The 19,436-nt window shown below is 70.2% G+C and carries 10 protein-coding genes; 9 read left to right on the forward strand and 1 reads right to left on the reverse strand.

Translation table 11 applies throughout. The annotated features are described in order from the left end of the window. Window position 1: 1 nt before the first annotated feature. From ACYVLT_RS34765 to ACYVLT_RS34790, 6 genes are all read left to right on the forward strand, one after another. Window positions 2-976, forward strand: a complete 975-nt coding sequence (locus tag ACYVLT_RS34765) for a hypothetical protein (RefSeq protein WP_461124409.1) — start codon at window positions 2-4, stop codon at window positions 974-976. Next, window positions 973-4,596, forward strand: a complete 3,624-nt coding sequence (locus ACYVLT_RS34770; RefSeq protein WP_461124410.1) for a hypothetical protein — start codon at window positions 973-975, stop codon at window positions 4,594-4,596. Before ACYVLT_RS34765 ends, ACYVLT_RS34770 begins: the two co-directional genes overlap by 4 nt. Then, window positions 4,593-8,060, forward strand: a complete 3,468-nt coding sequence (locus ACYVLT_RS34775; RefSeq protein ID WP_461124411.1) for a hypothetical protein — start codon at window positions 4,593-4,595, stop codon at window positions 8,058-8,060. Before ACYVLT_RS34770 ends, ACYVLT_RS34775 begins: the two co-directional genes overlap by 4 nt. Continuing rightward, the gene (locus ACYVLT_RS34780; RefSeq protein WP_461124412.1) at window positions 8,057-8,773 is read left to right on the forward strand and encodes a TSUP family transporter; all 717 of its coding nucleotides are present in this window, start codon (window positions 8,057-8,059) and stop codon (window positions 8,771-8,773) included. Before ACYVLT_RS34775 ends, ACYVLT_RS34780 begins: the two co-directional genes overlap by 4 nt. Before the next feature lie 289 nt (window positions 8,774-9,062). Next, on the forward strand, window positions 9,063-9,479 hold the full coding sequence (locus ACYVLT_RS34785) for a hypothetical protein (protein ID WP_461124413.1): 417 nt from the start codon (window positions 9,063-9,065) through the stop codon (window positions 9,477-9,479). A 9-nt stretch (window positions 9,480-9,488) separates the two neighbouring features. Then, window positions 9,489-10,586, forward strand: coding sequence for an integrase core domain-containing protein (locus ACYVLT_RS34790; protein ID WP_461124414.1), 1,098 nt, complete (start codon window positions 9,489-9,491; stop codon window positions 10,584-10,586). Here ACYVLT_RS34790 and ACYVLT_RS34795 read toward each other — a convergent pair. Next, complete coding sequence (locus tag ACYVLT_RS34795) at window positions 10,561-11,091, reverse strand: hypothetical protein (protein ID WP_461124415.1); 531 nt, start codon at window positions 11,089-11,091, stop codon at window positions 10,561-10,563. The genes ACYVLT_RS34790 and ACYVLT_RS34795 overlap by 26 nt on opposite strands. Window positions 11,092-11,410: 319 nt before the next feature. Here ACYVLT_RS34795 and ACYVLT_RS34800 point away from each other — a divergent pair, with 319 nt between their 5' ends. The 3 genes from ACYVLT_RS34800 to ACYVLT_RS34810 all read left to right on the forward strand — a co-directional run bounded on the left by ACYVLT_RS34800 (window position 11,411) and on the right by ACYVLT_RS34810 (window position 18,857). Then, window positions 11,411-14,347 (forward strand): tetratricopeptide repeat protein, encoded by a 2,937-nt coding sequence (locus ACYVLT_RS34800; protein ID WP_461124416.1) that lies wholly within the window; start codon window positions 11,411-11,413, stop codon window positions 14,345-14,347. A 179-nt stretch (window positions 14,348-14,526) separates the two neighbouring features. Then, window positions 14,527-17,025 carry an FxSxx-COOH system tetratricopeptide repeat protein gene (gene fxsT / locus ACYVLT_RS34805; RefSeq protein WP_461124417.1) on the forward strand — a complete coding sequence of 833 codons (2,499 nt, stop codon included), beginning with the start codon at window positions 14,527-14,529 and terminating at the stop codon, window positions 17,023-17,025. 1,571 nt (window positions 17,026-18,596) lie between these two features. Further along, window positions 18,597-18,857: a hypothetical protein gene (locus tag ACYVLT_RS34810; protein WP_461124418.1), complete on the forward strand. Its 261-nt coding sequence runs from the start codon at window positions 18,597-18,599 to the stop codon at window positions 18,855-18,857. The last annotated feature ends 579 nt before the right edge of the window (window positions 18,858-19,436 follow it).

A 19,436-nucleotide genomic window follows, 5' to 3' on the forward strand; every position in this document is an offset into this window, starting at 1 on the left:
CATGACCGCGGCCGAGGCCGTCGCGTTGCTACACGAGACGATCGCCTCGGTGCACTTCACGCCCGCCGACCCCGGTGACGCGTTCGGCGACCGGGTCGTGCCCCTGGACCTGAGCCAGTGGCTCGCCAGGCTGCGGCTGCTGGAGGGGGTGCCGTTCGCCTACCTCGCGGCGGACTCGGAGGTGCTGCCGGCGGAGTCGATCCGGTTCTTCTACCTCGACCGGGCGTGGACCGACGCGCTCGTGCAGGGCGCGCTGAGCGTCGGCACGGTCAACTCGGGCGACCGGGCGCAGCTCGCGACCGTCTACGACCACGTCCGCGCCGAGGTGGACGAGGAGGAGCGGCGGGTCCGTCTGCCCGGCGGCGAGGGCGTCCAGCAGGGGCCCGCGGGTACGGTCACCGGGTTCCTGCTCCGGTCGCGTGCCGTGTCCGGGTGGCCCGGTCTGCACGTGCGGGCCTACACCGCGGAGCCCGCGTCGGCGGACGACGAGATGATCCCCGAGTCCGACCCGCGCCGACTGAAGGTGCTGCGCATGGAACGCCTCGCGCCGGCCGTGCTGCTGGTGCTGATGGACGGCGTGCCCGCCGTCGTGCACATCGAAGAGCCGCGCCAGGGCGTGCAGTTCGGCGTCCGGCTGAAGGCCGCCGGCCAGGCGGGCCAGTTCACCGCGTGGGTGCCCGGCCGGAACGCGCAGACCTCGCGGGACGTCCCCGGGGTCTCGGTGGACGTCCCGTTCCGGCCGAACGCCCCGGGTGTCGTCGATGTCGAAGGGCTGGCCGAGAGCTTCGTGAAGCACAAGGCCGACCTGAAGACCGGTGACGACCTCGACGCCGCCGAACTCGCGCTGCAGATGGTCCGGTTCCCGTACCGGCAGGTGTTCGGCGACACCAGCGCGGACTTCGACGCCGTGTTCCGACCCCAACTCGGGTACGCGCTGCTCGACCTCGTCGCCCGGTTCCGGGCAGGCACGCCATGACCGACCTGCCGCCCGACCTCGTCGCCAAGGCGATGGTCGACCCCGAGTGGTCGCGCCTGGTGCGCCTCGACCTGGACGTGCCGGGGCTGCGCACCTGGGATCCCACGCTGCTGCGCGAGAGCCGGGTCCTCGTCCCGGTCGACGTGCAGGCGCTGTACGTGCCGCAGGGCTCGGCGGAGCGGTTCGTGCGGCTGCCGTTCGCGGCGACCGCGCCGGACGGACAGCCGCCCGAGCCGATGCCCGAGCCGTTCGACCCCGGCGCGCCGCGCCCACCCGGCGTGCACCTGCACTGGGCCCTGCCTGACGCCCTGCTGCGCGGCAACGTGGACGAGGACCGGCTCGGCCTGCCGCTGCTGCCCGACCGCTGGGTCGTGCTGCGACTGGTCGCGCCGATCGGGTCGCTCACCCCGGCCGTGTCCGGCTGGGTGCTGGAGTCCGACACCGCACGAGTGACGCCACTGTCCGACTGGGACGGTCAGCCGTCCGGCGCGCCGCGGCTCGGGCGCACGCTGACCAGGCTGGACGGCGCGGCGGGAGGGTCGATCGCCTGGACCGCCGGGTACGACGCGACCCTCGGCCGGTTCGCCCTGCACGACCCGCTCGACGGCCTCCCCGAGCGCGGGGCGTGGCACGACCTGGCCACGTACCTCGTCGCGGGCTGGTGGTCCGAGCCGACCGCCGACCCGCTCGACGGCGCGCGCACGGACACCAGCCTGCACGTCCGGCTCGCCGAGCTGGGCTGGTCGCTGACCACCGAGGCCGAGGGCGGCGACGAGGACCGGTCGCTGCTGGCGCTGCGCCGCGCGGCGTTCATCGACACCGCGAACCGGTACTCGCCGCGCGTGCGCGGTGTTACCGCGAAGGCCGCCGGACCAGTGGAGCAGACCCACCCGTTCGAGCCCACCTTCTCGACGTTGGCGGACTACGCGGCGTCCGTGCTCGGCGCGGAGCCGGGGTGGCCGCGCTCCACTCTGCTGCACGGCGCGGTGCACGGCGTGCCCGTGTCCGGTGGGGTGGTCGCGGACGGACGGCCGTCGTCGGGCGTGCTGGACGTGGCGTTGGGGCGGCACGGTGACGACGTGGCCGTGACGCTCGCCGCCGCCGGGCTCGGCGCCTCGGCGGACCGGCGGTCGCTGGAGCGCGTGCTGTCGGCGTTCACCGGCCAGTTGCTGCCCCGGCTCGGCACACCCGACGGGCTGGTCGACGTGGACGAGCACGAGCACGCGGCCGGGTTCCTCGCGCTGCCCGGCGGCGACGGCGGAGTGGAACGGGTGTCGGCCGTCCCGGTGGACGTGAGCCGTCCGGTGCCGCCTCCTCCTCGCGTGAAGTGGGCGGGCCGGTCGCGCACGGAACTGCTGCCGCCGCAGGTGTTGCGCGAGGTGGTCCAGCAGTGGGAGCCGGTCGGGGCGCCCGTCGGCGGGGAGGTGAGGGAGGTGCGGCAGCCCGCGCCCCGCTTCCACCGGCCACTCGAACCGGTGGTGGCCGTGCGCGGTCCCCGCCGCAGCCTCCGGCACGGCGGCGACGGCCGGTTCTCCCCGGACGGCAACCTGCTGTGCCGGTGGCCCTCCCAGGTGGTGGAGGGGTACGCGCAGCTCGTGGACGGTGCGCGCCTGCTTCCGTCCGTCGGGTCCGGCGCCGTGCCGCCCGAGGTGGACGCGCTGGCGCGGGAGGCGTTGACGCAGAGCCCCTACCTGCGGGCCTGGCTCGCGGACGTGGCCCATGCGCAGCACGACCTGGACCCGGAGCGGGTCGCGGCCCGGCTGGACGCCGAGGTGCTGCTGCGGTTCGGGCGGCAGGCCGTCTACGACGGCGCGACGCGGGCGTTCGGCGTCTCGTCGACCGGCTCGGGGCGCATGGTCGCCGACGAGCTGCGGCGGTTCTCGCTGGTGCGCGGGGTGGACTCGTCGCCGGTCGCGGTCACCGCGTGGACGCAGCCGTGGGTGCCGCTGTGGCTGGAGTGGACGGCGGAGGTGGAGGTCTCCGACCGGTTCGACGGGTGGTCGCTGGAGGCGGTGGACCTGTCGCCGCCCGGTCCCCTGTCGGCGCCGGTACGCGTGCTGACCGGCCGCAGCCCGCTGCACGACGGCACCGCCTCGACGTTGGCGCGGAGCATCGAGGCGTGGGCGGTAGCCGAGGACGCGCTGGACCTCTCCAACTCCGGTGAGGCCGACGAGGCGACCGAGGCTTCGCTGTCCGGGCTGGCCGACGCGATCGGCAACCTGGACGTGCTGACGGCGGGCCTCGACGTGCACGACCGACTCCTGGGCCTGCCCGCCGACCGGCTCCGGACCCGCGCCCCGGACGGGACCCTGGGCCACGTCACGCCGGTCGCCGACCCGCTGCTGGTGGCCTGCGGCACGCTCCGGCTGACCGCGGCCAGGATCGTGGACGCGTTCGGCCGCACCCTGGACCTGCCGACCGCCCGCGTGCCCGCCCGTGACGACGCCTCGGGAGCCCTCCTGCTGCGGCCGCGGCTGACCCGCCCGGCCCGCTGGCTGTTCCGCTTCACGTCCCCCGCCGACGACGCCGAGGCTTCGGCCGGTGGTGCGAGCCCCGTGGCGGGTTTCCTCCTGCCGGACCACCTGGACGAGGCGCTGGAGGTGTTCGACGCGGCCGGACAGCCCGTCGGGCAGCTCATGGACGTGGGCGGTGTCGCGTGGGAGATCGCGCCGGGCCGTGCCGGACCCGCCGACGCGGGCCCGCTGCACGACCTGTCCGGCGGGGCGCGCCTGCTCGGCCACCTGGCGGCGGGGATGGTGGCGGCGGACGCGGCGGCGCGTGCCGGATCGCCGGTGGGCGTGGCGCAGCCCGAGTCGGGGCTGTCGGCGTTCCTGCGCGCCGTCGACTCGACGCTGTGGACCGTCGACACGTACGCGGCGTTCGGCTCGGTGGCGGGTCTGGTGGGCCGTCCCCTGGCCGTCGTGCGGGCGACGCTTCGCCTGGAGGTGTCCGACGACCTGGCGGAGCTGGACCTGTCGGACCCGGTGCTGCACGCCTCCCGCTCGGCCGCCTACCGCGCGTTGGCCGACCGCGCGTTCACCGTGCGGATCGGCGAGCTGACCAGGGACGACGACGGCTTGGTCGCGTTCTTCGTGGACGACGACTACCACCACGCGCACGTGGTGGACAAGGTGGTGCGCGACGGCGCGCTGTCCGGCGGGCGCTGGAAGGGCCACTTCGGCCCGTTCGGCTCGACCCCCGTCGTGCCCTCACCCGAGCCGATCACCCACCCGTACGTGGTGGCGGACGACGAGCTGACCGTCCACATCGGACAAGTCGTGCGCCTGACGCTGCTGATGCACCCGACCGGCAAAGTACACCTGACCTCGGGTGTCCTGCCCCGCAAGGCGCTGCGCCTCGCCGACGACTGGGTCCGCGGCGGCCTGTCCGCCATCGCACCGTCCGCCCGCGTGGGTCCCGTGTTGGTCGACCCGGACCAAGTCCGCCTGCCGAAGGTGTCGTCGTTCGGCGCGGACCAGTTGTGGACCAGGCGCACCGGTCCCGCGACCTGGCGTGACGACCCGATCCTGGCCGCCACCCAGTCCGCCCTGCTGCCCGACCTGCCGCACCGCGTCGAGGAGGGCTACCTCCGCATCGCGCCCGAGGAGGCGACCCCGTGAGCCGCTACGACTGGCCACCCTCCTCGGCGGGGCGGATCGTGGACGACGCCGGGGGCCGTGCGGCGTACAACGTCCGGCGCGCCGTCGTGCTGGAGTCCTCCGCGGACCGGTTGTCGGTTGCCTCGCCGCCGACGGGCGACCAGCACGTGTGGGTGCCGGTCGGCCCGGACACCGTGATCCACGGCCAGGCCGACAGCGGTCCGCGCGTGTCGGGCCGCATCCGCGACCTCCAGGTCGACGACGGAGGCCAACGGGCGTACGCCGCGGCGGCCGGTGGCGGCGTCTGGTACACCGAGGACGGCGCCACGACGTGGCGGCCACTGGGCAACTGGGCGGCGACCACGCCGCAGCACCCCGAGCGGTCGGCGGCCATCTTGTCGTGCGGCAGCATCGAGGTCGACTTCGGCGACACCGCGGCGGACGACAAGGTCGTCGTCGGCACCGGGGAGTTGACGTCGTACCCCAAGGGCGTTCCCGGTGGGCACCTGGGCGGTGTCGGTGTGCTGTGGTCGACCGGTCCGGCGGTGAGACCGGAGTTCGACGACCCGTGGACGCGGGAACTGCCGGAGTTGGAGGGCTGCGGCGTCTACCGCATCGCCCGTACCGGGCCGACGTACTTCCTGGCGACGACCCACGGCTTGTACCGCGGGCCGCTGGGTGCGCTCGGGCCGGTCACCACCGGTCCGTTCGCCGACCGACCGGTGCTGACCGACGTGCTGCACGTCGTGGGGCCCCAACGGCTCTTCGTCGCCTCGAACACCCAGCAACTGTGGGTGTCGGACGACCAGGGGGACTCCTTCACCGAGGTGGAGCTGCCGGGCCACACCGCAGGGCGACTCGGCCTCGCCGTCTCGCCGGACGACCCCGCCCTCGTCTACGTGCTGGGTGGCGGCTCGGCGCTGGGCGGCGGCCCGCTGCTGTGGCGCGTCGAGGCCAAACCCGGTGGTTTCCAGGGCCGGCCGATCGGCAACGTCCCGGCGAACCTCTTCGGCGAGAAGGACGCGGGTCGACGGGCTTCCTACCACCTCGCGATCGCGGCCAAGCCGGACGACGCTTCCGTCATCGTGCTGGGCGGCGGTTCCGCGGGCGCCGTGATGGACGCCGCGCTGGTGCGGTGCACGGTGCAGGACAAGGGAGGCGCCCTCTCGCTCGACTGGGACCCGAAGCACGACGTGGAGGACTACGCCGGCATCGAACAGGGAAGAGCGCCCGCGACGGGGTTCGCGCTCGACCCCACGTGGATCGGCCTGGGGGTGCACGCCGACGTGCACGCCGTCCGGTTCGTCGCGGGCGATGACGGGCACGAGCTGTGGGTCGCCTGCGACGGCGGCGTGTTCCGCTCGCGCTCGACGCCGACGCACCAGGCGGGCGCGAACGGCACATTCGCCGCCCTGAACACCGGTCTCGGTGTGCTGGAGACGGGCTACGTCGCCGGACACCCCTTCAACGACATGAGCATGGTCGCCGGAACTCAGGACAACGGGACGATCGTGCGCATCGGCGACGGCGTCTGGGAGCTGGTAGCCGAAGGCGACGGCGGCGGTGTGGCGTTCCACCCGGACCACCCCGAGGTGGTGGTGTGCCAGTACACGGGTGCCGACTGGCGCGCGGAGTGGTTCGACGCGCAGCGGGCACAGTCTCGCCAGTGGGCCGTTCCGGTCCTGCGGGAGAAGCAGAAGGGCAAGAGTTCGGACTCGGAGGACAAGGAGAACAACGCGACCTTGTTCTACTCCGGCGTCGCGGTCGTCCGGAGCGGGACCGGCGCCACCCGGGTGGCCATCGGCACGAACCGCGTGTGGGCCTGCCTGGACTTCGACCCGGCGATCAGCCTGCCCAACACGTGGGTGACGCTGCCGAACGGGCTGGTCGACCCGCGGCAGGGGACGGAACCGGACGACGTCGCCGACGTCCGGTACGAGGGCGGCAGCGGGCACGTCGTCGCACTGCGCTGGGAGACCGACACGCGACTCCTCGTCCTGATGCGGGGCGCCGTCCTCCGGTACCGGCTCGACGTCTCACCACCGTGGGAGGTCGACGTCCTCACCGACGACCAGGCCAAGAAGTACCGACCGGCGGTCCAAGAGGACATCAAGCCGTCGATGCCGTACCTGCCCAGGCCCGTCGGCACGGAGTGGAGCGACATCGCGGTGCACGACCCCGACCGGGGCAGCGGGTCGTGCTACGTCGCCACCACCGGCTCCTCCGACGTCGCGGGCATGGACACGCTGTGGTGGCACAACGGGTTCGAGCACTGGCACCGGACCGGGCTCCGCGAGGAAGGGGCGCCGGCTCCGGCCTACGCGGTCGTCGTCGACCCGGACGACAGGGGTGTCGTGTACGTCGGCACGGGCACCGGTGTGCTGCGCGGAGAGCTGGTCCAGCTCCCGGAAGGCCCGGACTGGTCGTGGCAGCGGATGGACGTGGGCCTGCCCTCGGCCGCGGTGCAGGACCTGGCGCTGCACAAGCACGACGGCCGCAAGCTGCTGCGTGCCGCGCTCCAGTCGCGCGGGGTGTGGGAAGTCGACCTCTCGGGTGATCCCGGCCCGAAGACGTACCTCAAGGCGGTGCGGTACGACAGCAGGCGCCGCCCCGGGCCACCCGGCAAGACGCGGTTCCCGCGGCGAGAGCGGTTCGACGAGACGACGCCGTGGTTCACAAGTCCCGACATCGCCGTGCGCCCGGCGCCCGGCGAAGCCTCCGCGGGACCCGGCGGCAACCCGTTGGCCACTTCGCGCCGAGCCGACCGCCGGCTGTGGGAGTTCCAGGCGGCACTGCACGACGTCGACCCGCTGTGCCGGCCGACCGGCCTGTGGACCCCTCTGTTCGAACGCAGGCTCATCGCGTTCCGGAAGGCGAACCCGGTGAACGGCAAGCCGGTGCCGGCGGCCGATCAGTCCCTCGTCGACCAGGCTGTGTGGGACCAGGTCGTCAAGGGCCACGAGGCCAAGCCGATGTGGGACGGTGTCGAGCCCACCGAAGCGGACCTGCTGGAGCTGGTCCGCCACCACATGCAGGACAACCACGTGACGAGGGTGTTCTGGGAGAAACTGGCCGTCGACGTGCTCGTCCACCACCGCGACGTCCGCCCCTTGGACCCGTCGGCGGTGCGCGTGATGCTGCTGCGCCGCGAGTTGGCGGTCGGTGAGGCCTTCGGGACCCTGGCGCTCGACGACGCGGCCTGCGCGGCCGTGACGACGGTCTTGGACGGTGGGCCGGCCGCCCCGGTCGGACCGTGGACGTTCGCCGACCTGGCGGGCGAACCGGTGCGGCAACCGTCGTTCCCGCTCAGCGCCCGGGCACCGCGACCGGTGACCTTCCCCGTGGATGCACCCGGTTCCGGCAAGCAGGTGTTGTTGCTGGCCGTGATGACGACGGACGCCGACCCCGTGGCGTTGGAGCCGGGTCTGGTGTCGGAGAAGGTCGACACGGACCACCACCTAGCGGCGAGGATGCTCACCCAATGATGACCCTGCAGATCGTGGTCGTGCTGGTCGCCATCGCGGTGGCGTTCGCCCTGTCGGCGTCGGCGGGGTTCGGCGGGAGCCTGATCCTCGTGCCCGCGCTGGGGTTGTTGATGGGCACCAAGCCGGGGACGGCGCTGGCCGCGTTGCTGTTGGCGGCCAACAACGTCATGAAGGTGTGGGCCTATCGGCGGACCATCCCGTGGCGGCGCGCGTGGGTCGTGGTGGTGTTGGTCGCGGTCGGGTCGGCCCTAGGTGCGCTGGTGTTCGTGGCGGCGCCGGAGGAGGCGGTGGCGGTGGCGGTGATCGTGTCGTTCGTCCTGGCGTTCGCGGTCGAGCGGTTGGACCTGCGGAAGGTCAAGGTGGTCGGCACGCACCTGTTCGCGTTCGGCTCCGGCGCGTTGTCGGGGTTCAGCGGCACTTCGGGACCGTTAAAAGGGCTTGCGGTGCGGAGCCTGCCGTTGGACCGGCTCCATGTGGTCGGCGCGTTGTCATTGGTGTCGTTGGTGGGCGACGTGACGAAGACCGCCATCTGGACGGAGGCGAACCTCATCCCGTCCGGAGGCTACCTCCTGACCGCCGCCGCAGTGCCGTTGATGGTGGGAGCGACGCTGTTAGGCAGGCGTTTCAACACCCACATCGGCGAACGCGGCTACACCGGCCTGTTCTGGACCGTGATGGTGGGCTACACGGCCCGACTGATCACCGGCCTGTAATGCCACCTCTCGCACCACAACGGTCGCGCTCTCCCGACATTCCGGCGGCACCTCGACCGTGGCCTTGGCACATCGGACCCGCGACGACGGGGCCGACCTGCCGGTTGTGGGCGTCGATGTTCTGGGACGCTGAGATGCCTCGACACGGTGTTCGCGCGCAACGGCCTGGCCGCCACGCTGGTGCTCCGCCTGTTCCCGGTGATCCCGTTCGCACGTCGCGGAACTCGCTGCGGACGGCCGGCTCGACCGGCTCGCGGTTGTCGGGGACGACGAGACGGCCGTCCGGGTCGTGTTCGACCACTCCTACGCGGCCCTGGCAGCGGAGCCGGAGTCGGTGAAGGGCGTCTGCATGAGCACGGACGAGGGTGCCGCAAGGCAAGGTGAACTCACCGCCGGGCAGGAGGAGAACCTGGTGGAGGCGATGCTGCGTCACCAGGTCGGCATCGACCCCGACCACGTCGGCGCCGTGCTGGACCTGGCCGCCGTCGGCCTGGTCAACAGCGCGTGGCGCAACAGCCCCGTGGAAGACTGGCACGCCGGAGACGGCCCCCTGAGTGACGGCGACATGCTGCGGATCAACGCCCACACCACCCTGTGCCTGCCGATAACTCCATCCATGCAGGTTGAAGCCGTGCGTAGCGTGAGGGGCGGAGGTGCTCGTGAGTACGACTGCAGGTCCGCAGCGTCCTCGGCTGACACGGCATGATGACCGACCGTGCTACTCCGACTGGCCTACCTCGGTGTGACCAACGCGTTCGCGTTGCTGCGCCTGCTGCCCATGAGCGACGGGGACAAGGACGTGGAGATCCTGGCGCTGCGCCACCAGATCATGGTCCTGCAACGCCAACTCGGAGACGCCCGACCACGGTTCTCTCCCGCCGACCGGGCCTTCCTCGCGGCCCTGCTGCACCGACTCCCGATGCAAGCGCTTCGTCGACTCCGACTACTGGTGCGCCCGGAGACGGTGCTCCGGTGGCACCGAGACCTCCTCGCCCACCGCCACGCAGCCAGATCCCGACCCAAGCGTCCCGGCCGACCACGGACCATCCGCTCGATCCGCCTCCTGGTGCTGCGCCTGGCACGAGAGAATCCGACCTGGGGCTACCGCCGCATCCACGGCGAACTCCTCGTACTCGGCATCAAGGTCGCCGCCTCCACCGTCTGGCAGATCCTCCAGGACACCGGCATCAACCCCGCTCCCGAGCGCACCTCGACGACCTGGTCGACCTTCCTCCGCTCCCAAGCCGACGCGCTCCTGGCCTGCGACTTCTTCGAGACCACCACCCTGAGCGGTACCCGCCTGTTCGTGCTCGCGGTGATCGAGCACGCCAGCCGCCGGATCCACGTGCTCGGTGCCACCGCGTACCCGACCGCCTCCTGGGTCGCCCAAGCCGCCAGGAACCTCGTCATGGACCTCGAGGACGCGGGTAGTTCCGCGCGGTTCCTGATCCGCGACCGCGACGGCAAGTACCCCGCCCTGTTCGACGCCGTCCTCACCGACGCCGGCATCCAGACCGTCTTCAGCGGCGTCCGGATCCCGCGGATGAACTCGATCATGGAACGCTGGATCCGCAGCTGCCGACGCGAACTCCTCGACCGCACCCTCATCTGGAACCAGCAGCACCTACTCCACGCCCTGCGCGAGTACGAGACGTTCTACAACACCCACCGTCCTCACCAAGGCATCTGCAATGCCCGACCACTGCGCACGCTGCCACCAGCCGTCACCGATCAAGCGACGAACACCCGACTCGACATCCGCCGACGGCAACGACTGGGCGGCATCCTCAACGAGTACCACCAAGCCGCCTGAACTGCACGGACGACATTTTCGGCAAGCACACCGTCGGGACCGGGGCCGCGCCGTCGGCCCTGTCTCCCGGCCGCTGCCGTACCGCCTGGCGTACCGCCCACCCCGCGGACGCACTCTCGGCCGCGAAGCGCTGAGCGAGCCGGGTCTTGCCCTGTCCACCGCGCCCGTGCAGCACGCGGACTGTGCGCCCATCGGTCTCGTCCCGCCACTCCCGGAGATTGGCCAACTCGGCAGCGCGTCCGGTGAAATCCACCACGGCGTAACGGGCGAGCAGTAACTCGCTGAGTTGCCGCAGCTCGTCGGGATGGTGATGCTTGTCCGACTCGTTCGCGAGCCGCGCCAGCCGGAACGGCGCCGAGGCATTGGTCCGTTGGGTGGCCACGGCATCGGTCTGATGGACGACCACCACCTGGCCGATTTCACCGGCCTGGATTACGGTTCCGCTGACTTCGTTCAGGTTGTCCGCAGATCTGCGGAATCGTTTCGCCCAGCTCGCCCAGTCCATGATGCAATGATGCCTCGGCGATCATCCACGCTCGCGCCGGACCTGTCCGACCCGCCGCCGCTTACCGCGCAGTTCGGCCCACTGGGTGTCGGTGACGTCGTTGGGATACCGCCGGGCTCGACGTACGGGCTGGTGGGAGGCATTCATCTGGACGGTTGACCATGCTTGGCCGTCCCCTCGCCCAGCGCGTTCTGATAAAGAAGCCTCTTGTGGGCCCGAAAGTGCGTCATAGTGAGCCGTGGGCTTGACGGGTTGGGCAAAGCGGTTCCGCAGATCTGCGGGAAACCGGAACGAATTCGACGGAACCGTCTATGGACCCGTGATCCAGGCGGGCAATGTCGGCCAGATAGTGGTGAGTGACACCTCGGCTCCGTTCCGGCTGACGCGGCTCGCGAACGAGTCGGACGAGCAGCAACCGTTCGGCGAGGTGCGGCAGCTCAGCGAGTTGCTGTTGGCCCGTCGTGCCGTGGTGGGGTTCACCGGGCGCGCTGCCGAGTTGGCCAAGCTGCGGGAGTGGCGGGACAGGGTGATCGGGCGAGCGGTCTGCGTCTTGCACGGGCGCGGTGGACAGGGCAAGACCCGGCTCGCCCAGCACTTCGCAGCCGAAAGCGCAGCCGCAGGCTGGGCGGCGCGTCAAGCGGTCCGGCGGCACTCGGGCAGAACGGCTTATGACCAGGACTCGCTGCAGACGGGACAACCGACTCTGGTGGTGGTGGATTACGCCGAACGATGGCCGACCGACGATCTTCTCCGGCTGCTCGGCGATCTGAACGAAGCCCACGGGGATCGACTGCGCGTGTTGCTGATCGCACGCACGGCAGGTGCCTGGTGGGCCGACATGCGTCACGAACTGTACGGCCTGGGCTATGTCTGCGGTTCCCAACCGTTGTCCGACCTGCCTCCCGCGGTCGACCGGCAGGAGGTGTTCGCTGCGGCGCGACAGCACTTCGCCGCCAGGCTCGGGGTCGACCCCGACTCGGTGCCTGTCCCCGCGGACCTCGACGGTGAAGGATTCGGGCTGATGCTGAGTGTACAGATGGCGGCGCTCGTAGCGGTCGACGCGCAACGCCGTGGCGTGCGGCCACCGACAGACGCTGCGGAACTGTCCACCTACCTGCTCGACCGTGAGCGGAGCCAATGGGCCGCGCTTCATCGCAACCGGGTCATCACGGCCGATTCGACTGCGATGGCGCGAATGGTGCTCGTGGCCACGCTCGTGCGGGCTTGCCGTGAGGATGTCGGAGTCACCGCCCTGCTTACCGCTCGGGTCACCACGAACCCGGACACCGCACGCTCACTGCTGGTCGATCACGCCGTCCCGTATCCGCCGCGAGATCGAAGCACGGTGTTGGAATCGCTATACCCCGACCGACTCGCCGAGGACTTCCTAGCGCTGTCGGTCCCCGGACACGATCACACCGAGCAGTACGACAGTCCCTGGTCTCTGACCGCCATCTCCGGTCTTCTTGCTCCGGCCGACGAGTCCGGAAGTCCACCGACCTGGGCTCGGGAGACCCTGGTCGGGTTGGTGGAGGCGGCCCACCGCTGGCCCCACCTGGTCGGCACAGCCCTCACACCCACGATTACTGCCCACCCTCGCCTCGCCCTCATCGCGGGCAACGCCACCCTGGAACGCCTGGCCACCCTGCCCGACCTCCCCATCGCGATGCTGGACGCGATTCACGGGGTTCTCCCGCCGGGCAGGCACACCGACCTGGACGCGGGCATCGCCCGGCTGGAGACCGTTCGCGTTGACCACCACCTGTCGAAGACCATCGACCCCGCCGAACGCGCCCACCTTCAGGTCACCCTCGCCAAACGCCTCTCCAACGCCGGCCGTCACGCCGCCGCCCTGGTCCGTGCCAAGACGGCCCTCAAGTTGTACGAAGGTCTCGATGTGTCCCACCCGGCCAGGCTGCTCGGCATAGGTCAGGCGTCGAACAACTGTGCGGTCTGGTCCGAGCAACTGGGTCGACCACGGAAAGCACTCGAACACGCGGCGAGGGCCGTTGACGCCTACCGGACCCTGGCCGCTGTCGACGCCAACCATCTGCCGCACCTCGCGACAGCCTTGGACGTCCACGCGGGGCAGCTGGCACAACACGGACGCGGAGCTGAAGCCGTCCTGTTGGCCGGGGAAGCTGTCGACATCCAGCGCGATCTGGTCGACACCGATCCCGAGACGCACCGGCCGAACCTCGCCAACAGGTTGATCAATCAAGGCCTGTTGTTGTCGCAACAGGGTCGGTACGCCGAGGCACTGCCCCCGACCCGGGAAGCCGTGGAGATCTATCGGGACCTGATCGCCGCCGACAGACCGGCGCACCTGCCCGAGTTGGCCACCGCGTTGGCCAACTTCGGCACTCGGCTCGCGGAAGTAGGTCGCCCGTCGGAGGCACTGGCGCCGACCGAAGAAGCGGTGGACATCCGCCGAGAGTTGAGCGAGGTCAACCCGGCGGCCCATCGCGCCGACCTCGCGATGGTGTTGAACAACTACGCGCTCCGCCTGGCTGGGATTGGGCGATCGGAGGACGCGCTGCGCATCATCGAGATGTGCCTTGCCCACTACCGCACCTTGGCCAAGCGCAACCCGGCCGCGCACCGACCGGATCTCGCCAGGGCGCTACACAACTACGCGATCCGACTTTCCGCCTTGAGCCGGGCTGAGGAAGCTCTCGTCGCCTCCGCGGAGGCATTGACCATATACCGGGCCTTGGCCGACAACCACCCGGCTGTGTTCGCCCCTGATGTAGCGCTCGCCCTGGTCAACCACGGACTACAGCTGATGGTCCTGAAGCGGGGAACGGAAATGCTCGCCTTCATCGAGGAAGCTCTCGACAGGTACCGGCAGCTCGCGGAGCGCGACCCGGCTGTCCACTTGCCTACCCTCGCCATGGTCCTGGCCAGCCACGGGTTCGCCCTGGAATTGTGTGACCGCTCCGGTGATGCGATCACGTCGTTCGACGAATCCGCAGCTGTCTATCGGCGCCTTGCGAACGGCAGCTTTGCCACCTACGTCGTCCCCCTGGTCAGAAGCCTCACCGAAGCCGCGTCGGTGAGGGCGTCCAGTGGCAGCGATCTCGACCGCGGAGTCGCACTGGCCGAAGAGGCGATCGCGCTGCTGGAAACGGCGGACTACCCCGCCGACCTGCACACCCAGACCCGGCAGTACCTCGACGTCATCATCGCCCACCTCTTGGACGCCCTGGGCCGCGAGAACGAGGTGGAAGACTTTCGCCGACGACTTGTCCGCTGAACAACACCTCGCCAGTGCCGCCCACCGACCGATGGTGTGATCGTCATCGCACGGCCGCACCGTCACACGTGATCGCCTGCGGACGATGGGTTCGGTATGGAGTTGTCCCCCGCGTCTCCGCGCCGGTGCGGCGGTCGAGTGTGCCTGTATCGCCTTGGTGGCGCTCTGAGGAGCCGGGGATGAGGGCTCGCCGGACGCGGATCGTGCTGGTCGAGACCGCCTTGGTATTCGTCACGGGGTTGGTAGTCAACGCGGCAAGTGAGCATCTGCCGTCGTGGTTGGGCCGTCCATGGGTGGTCTGGCCCGTGTTGCTCGCGGTGTTGGTGGTCATGGTCGGCGTGACCTACCGGGCACGGGCGACGGAGGGGCAAGGCGGTGGACGGGCGTCGGCGTGGAACGTGCCCGGTGCCAATCCCCACTTCACGGGTCGAGCCGTGGACTTGGCTCGGGTCAACCGGCTGCTGCGGAAGCGCTCGCGCGTGGCGGTGCACACGATCAGGGGCATGGGCGGTGTCGGCAAAACGCAGCTGGCGATGGAGTACTGCCACCGCAACAGCAGACGGTACGACGTCGTGTGGTGGGTCTCCGCAGACGTCCCGGCTCTGATCCCGGATCAGTTGCGTTCGCTCGGCAGGGCGATGGGAATGAGTCTTCCCGAGGATACCGACGAGGCGGTTCAGTCGCTGTTGTCGCACCTGCGCACCCTGCGGCGATGGCTCCTGGTGTTCGACAACGCCGAGGCAGCCACGGACCTGCACCCGTACCTACCGTCTGACTCGGGGCACGTGCTGGTGACGACCCAGCGCGGTGGGTTCGACGCGATCGGCGGGGTCATCGAGCTGGACACCCTGTCCCGACGGGAATCGACCGGGCTGCTGGCGCGCCGCGCGCCGTCGCTGTCGCGGGCGCAGGCGGACGAACTCGCCGAACTGCTGGGCGACCTGCCGCTGGGACTGGAGCAGGCCGCTGCCTACATCACGCGTTCCCACATACCGCCTGACGAGTACCTGAACCTGTTACGCACAAGTCCGGACAGGGTGGTCGACAAGGGGGAGGACGGCCAACGCCGAACGGCCGACCGGTCGTTGGACAAGCTGTGGACCGTGAGCTTGGACCACCTCGACAGGCACCACCCCGCAGCCGCACAACTGCTCGCGCTCTGCGCCTACCTCGCGCCCGACGCGATCCCGCTGAATCTCGTCGCCTTTGACGCGACGCTTCTGCCCGCGCCACTGAACGCGGCCGTGTCCGACTCCGCAGCCCTGAGCCACGTCGTCGGTGCGCTCACGGACTACTCCCTGCTGAAACGCGACGACGGCGACCTCGTGGTGCACCGCTTGCTCCAACTCGCCGTGCAGAACCGCACGGCGAGGACCGACGCGGGACACGACCACCTCCTGCGCCACGTGGCCGCACTGCTGCGGGGTGCCCTTCCGGCAGACCTGATGAGAGAGCCCCGCGCGTGGCCGATCTGGCGGGAACTCCTGCCACACGTACTGACGGTGCTGCACCACGAGCACCGGCTTCACGTCCTCGCACCCGAGCGGACCTCGTGGCTCCTTTACCAGACGGCGGTCTACTTCAGGGCCACGGGCCGCCCCTTGGAGGCACAGCCGCTGCTCGACCGCGCGGTCGCGATCGACGAAGCCGCGCACAGCCCTGATCACCCCGACCTCGTCCCGGGCCTCAATCACCTGTCCCGGAACCTGCGGACTCTCGGGCGCTCCACCGAGGCGCACTCCGTCCTCAAACGGGCACTCACGATCATCGAGAAAGCACACGGGCACGACCACCCCGACGTCGCCGTCGTCGCGAGCGAGCTCGGCATGGTCCTGTCCGACCTCGGACACCACGCCGACGCCCGAGCCCACCTCGAACGGGCACTCGCCATCACCGAGACCCTCCATGAGGACGACCACCCGGACGTCGCGGCCTGCGCGACCAACCTCGCGACCGTCCTGCAGGACTTGGGGCACCTCCCCGAAGCGCGCCACCTGCACGAACGCGCGTTGCGGATCAGTGAAGCCGCGAGGGGAGAGGATCACCCCGATGTCGCGGCATGCGCCGGCAACCTCGCACTCGTCCTCCAAGGCCTTGGGCACTCCGAAGAGGCATTACCACTGCTCGAACGCGCACTCCGGATCGACGAGGCCACGTACGGCCCCGACCACCCCGCCGTCGCCGTCGCGCTGGGCAACCTCGCTGCAGTGATGCGTGACCTCGAACGCGCACCCGAGGCACGTCCCCTCATCGAACGTGCGCTCCGGATCAACGAAGCCGCGTACGGTTCGGAACACCCCGCCGTTTCCCGCGATTTGAACACCCTCGGATTGGTGATGCGCGACATCGGGCGCCTCGATGAGGCGCTGTCGCTGATCACCCGCGCGCTGGGGATGAGCGAGAAGCTCCGTGGCCCCGAGCACTCCGAAGTCGCCACCCGCCTGAACAACCTCGGACGGGTTCTGCGAGATCTCGGACGTCCCGGTGAAGCGGTGCGACCGCTGCGCCGCGCCATCGCCATCGACCAGGCCAACTACGGGCCTGAGCACCCCAGCCTCCGCCCCACCTGGAAAAACCTCGTCCTGGTCCTGCGGGACCTCGGTCGCGTTCAGGAGGCGGAGGCCGCCCAACAGCACGTTCGGCGTATCGACGAGATTCATTCGCCACCCTCGGAGTAACACTGCGCTTGTCCTCTGCGGCGATGATCGTCGGTTCCCGGCGGCTGGTCATGGACGTGATCGAGCTGCTCGGCACGGAGGTGATGCCATTGGTGCACAAGGAATTCAGCCCTTCGGACGGTGGTGCGTGACGGCCCTCCGATCGACCTCGCGTGCCGCTATGACGCTGAGTGCACCACCCACTTGCCGTCGCGCGGACAAGACGATCAGGTGAATAGCGGTGAAGTCGCACGTCGGCGGGCTGCTCTCCGCCGTGGTAGATGCCAGCGAGAAACCCAGGCACCCCGGTGGTCCCGCAGAAGGTGGCGACCTGCTTGCTGATCTGCGCGGTCTCGTTCATACCGTTGATCCTCGAACCTTGCCCCGGGGGCAAGGTCAAGCACCCTTTGTAGTCTCGCCGTCGTCACCACCGAGTTCAAGGCGCCACCAGGCGTGCGAGTGCAGGGCGGTTCCGATGGCGAAGAGTGACTCCCGCGCGGCGTCCGTCGACCCGGACCCGCGATCAGCCTGCCGTGACCAACGCAGACCGCATCGAACCGGCTCGATCCCACTATTGTGCCCCCGTGCACCGGAAGCCGCTGAGCCATCGCATGCGACCACGACCGGATGGTCCCGCACACGCACCCGCTCGACCGTCCGACACCCCGGAAACGCAGCCCCGTGCCCCTCGCGAGGGTTTCCGGGCGAAAGCCGTGGACTGGGCGGCACTGCTGATCTCCTTGGCTGCACTGGCCGTGAGCCTCGCGGCGTGGACGCGGCCGTACCCCGCTGACCCCCGGGGTCTGCCCTGTCGAAACCCCGCTCGTACTCCCCCACCACGATCGCGTCGAACCCGCGATCCGGATCGGCGAGCGCGGCCAACAACCGGGATGCCTTCGGCCGATCCGCCCACTCCTTGAGCCGGGTGCACCCGGCCTCGAAGTACTCGGCGACGATCACACCGTGCCCCGCCACCAGACGCTCCGCAACCTCCCGCTGCCACAACCGAGACGTCCGCCGATCCTGATACTCCGAGGTGGACATCCTTCCGTAGAACGCCAACGCAGTCCATGATGGACGAAGGGATCCTCCAACCGTTTGCGGCGCACCATAGGTCCCGTAGTCCGCAGCCATGCACCGAGCAAATCCGGATCTTCCGATCGTGACGCCACCACCGTGACACCTTTCGCATCCGACCGACGGGACACCTACGGGACGACCCGCGCCGGAGGCTGTGACGGCGGTCGACGTGTTCCCACCCGGACGGACCAACGTTCCGACAACGGGCGACCCGACGGGCACAGGTGCGGTCGAACGAACGCAAGGGCAGACATACGGGAGAATCGGCGGTGCGGGCGGTGCGCATGTTCTTCCAACTCGCCGTCGCCGACGGCCTGCTCAGACCCGGCGCCCACCCGCCATGCTCGTGGCGGTGTCCGTCGGCTGCCCGCCGTGCACCGGACGTCGACCCTGTGCCTGCCGAAAACCCTATCCACGCAGGTTGAAGGCGTGCCCGGCACAAGTGCTCGAGAGGATGATCGATGTGGCCGTGGTCTGCGGCGACATCGATCGACGCGGCATGATGGTCGGTCGTGCTGCTCCGACTGGCTTATCTGGGCGTGACCAACGCGTTCGCGCTACTGCGCCTGCTGCCCATGACCGACCGGGACAAGGAAGTGGAGATCCTGGCGCTGCGGCACCAGATCACCGTCCTGGAACGGCAACTGGCCAACATCCGTCCACGGTTCTCCCCCGGTGACCGGGCCTTCCTTGCGGCACTGCTGCACAGACTCCCGATCGACGCCCTCCGTCGACTCCGACTGCTGATGCGCCCGGAGACGGTCCTGCGCTAGCACCGGAACCTCCTCGCCCACCGCCACGCAGTCGAGTCCCGCCCCAAGCGGCGGGGCCGTCCGCGGACCGTCCGCTCGATCCGGCTTCTGGTGCTGCGCCTGGCGCGGGAGAATTCCATCTGGGGCTACCGCCGCATCCACGGTGAACTCCTCGTGCTCGGCATCAAGGTCGCCGCATCCACGGTGTGGCAGATCCTCCAGGACGCCGGAATCGACCCAGCACCTGAGCGGGCCTCTACGACCTGGTCGATCTTCCTTCGCTCGCAGGCCGGCCTCCTGCTGGCCTGCGACCTCTTCGAGACCCTCACCTTGAGCGGCGCCCGGCTATACGTGCTCGCGGTGATCGAGCACACCAGCCGCCGGATCAGGGTCCTCGGCGCCACTGCGCACCCGACCGCAGCCTGGGTCGCCCAAGCCGCCAGGAACCTCGTCATGGACCTCGACGATGCGGGCAGCCCCGCACGGTTCCTGATCCGCGACCGGGACGGCAAGTATCCCGCCCGATTCGACGACATCCTCACCGACGCGGGCATCCAGGTCGTCCTCAGCGGCGTCCGCGTCCCGCGGATGAACGCGATC

Source organism: Saccharothrix stipae, assembly GCF_054781895.1.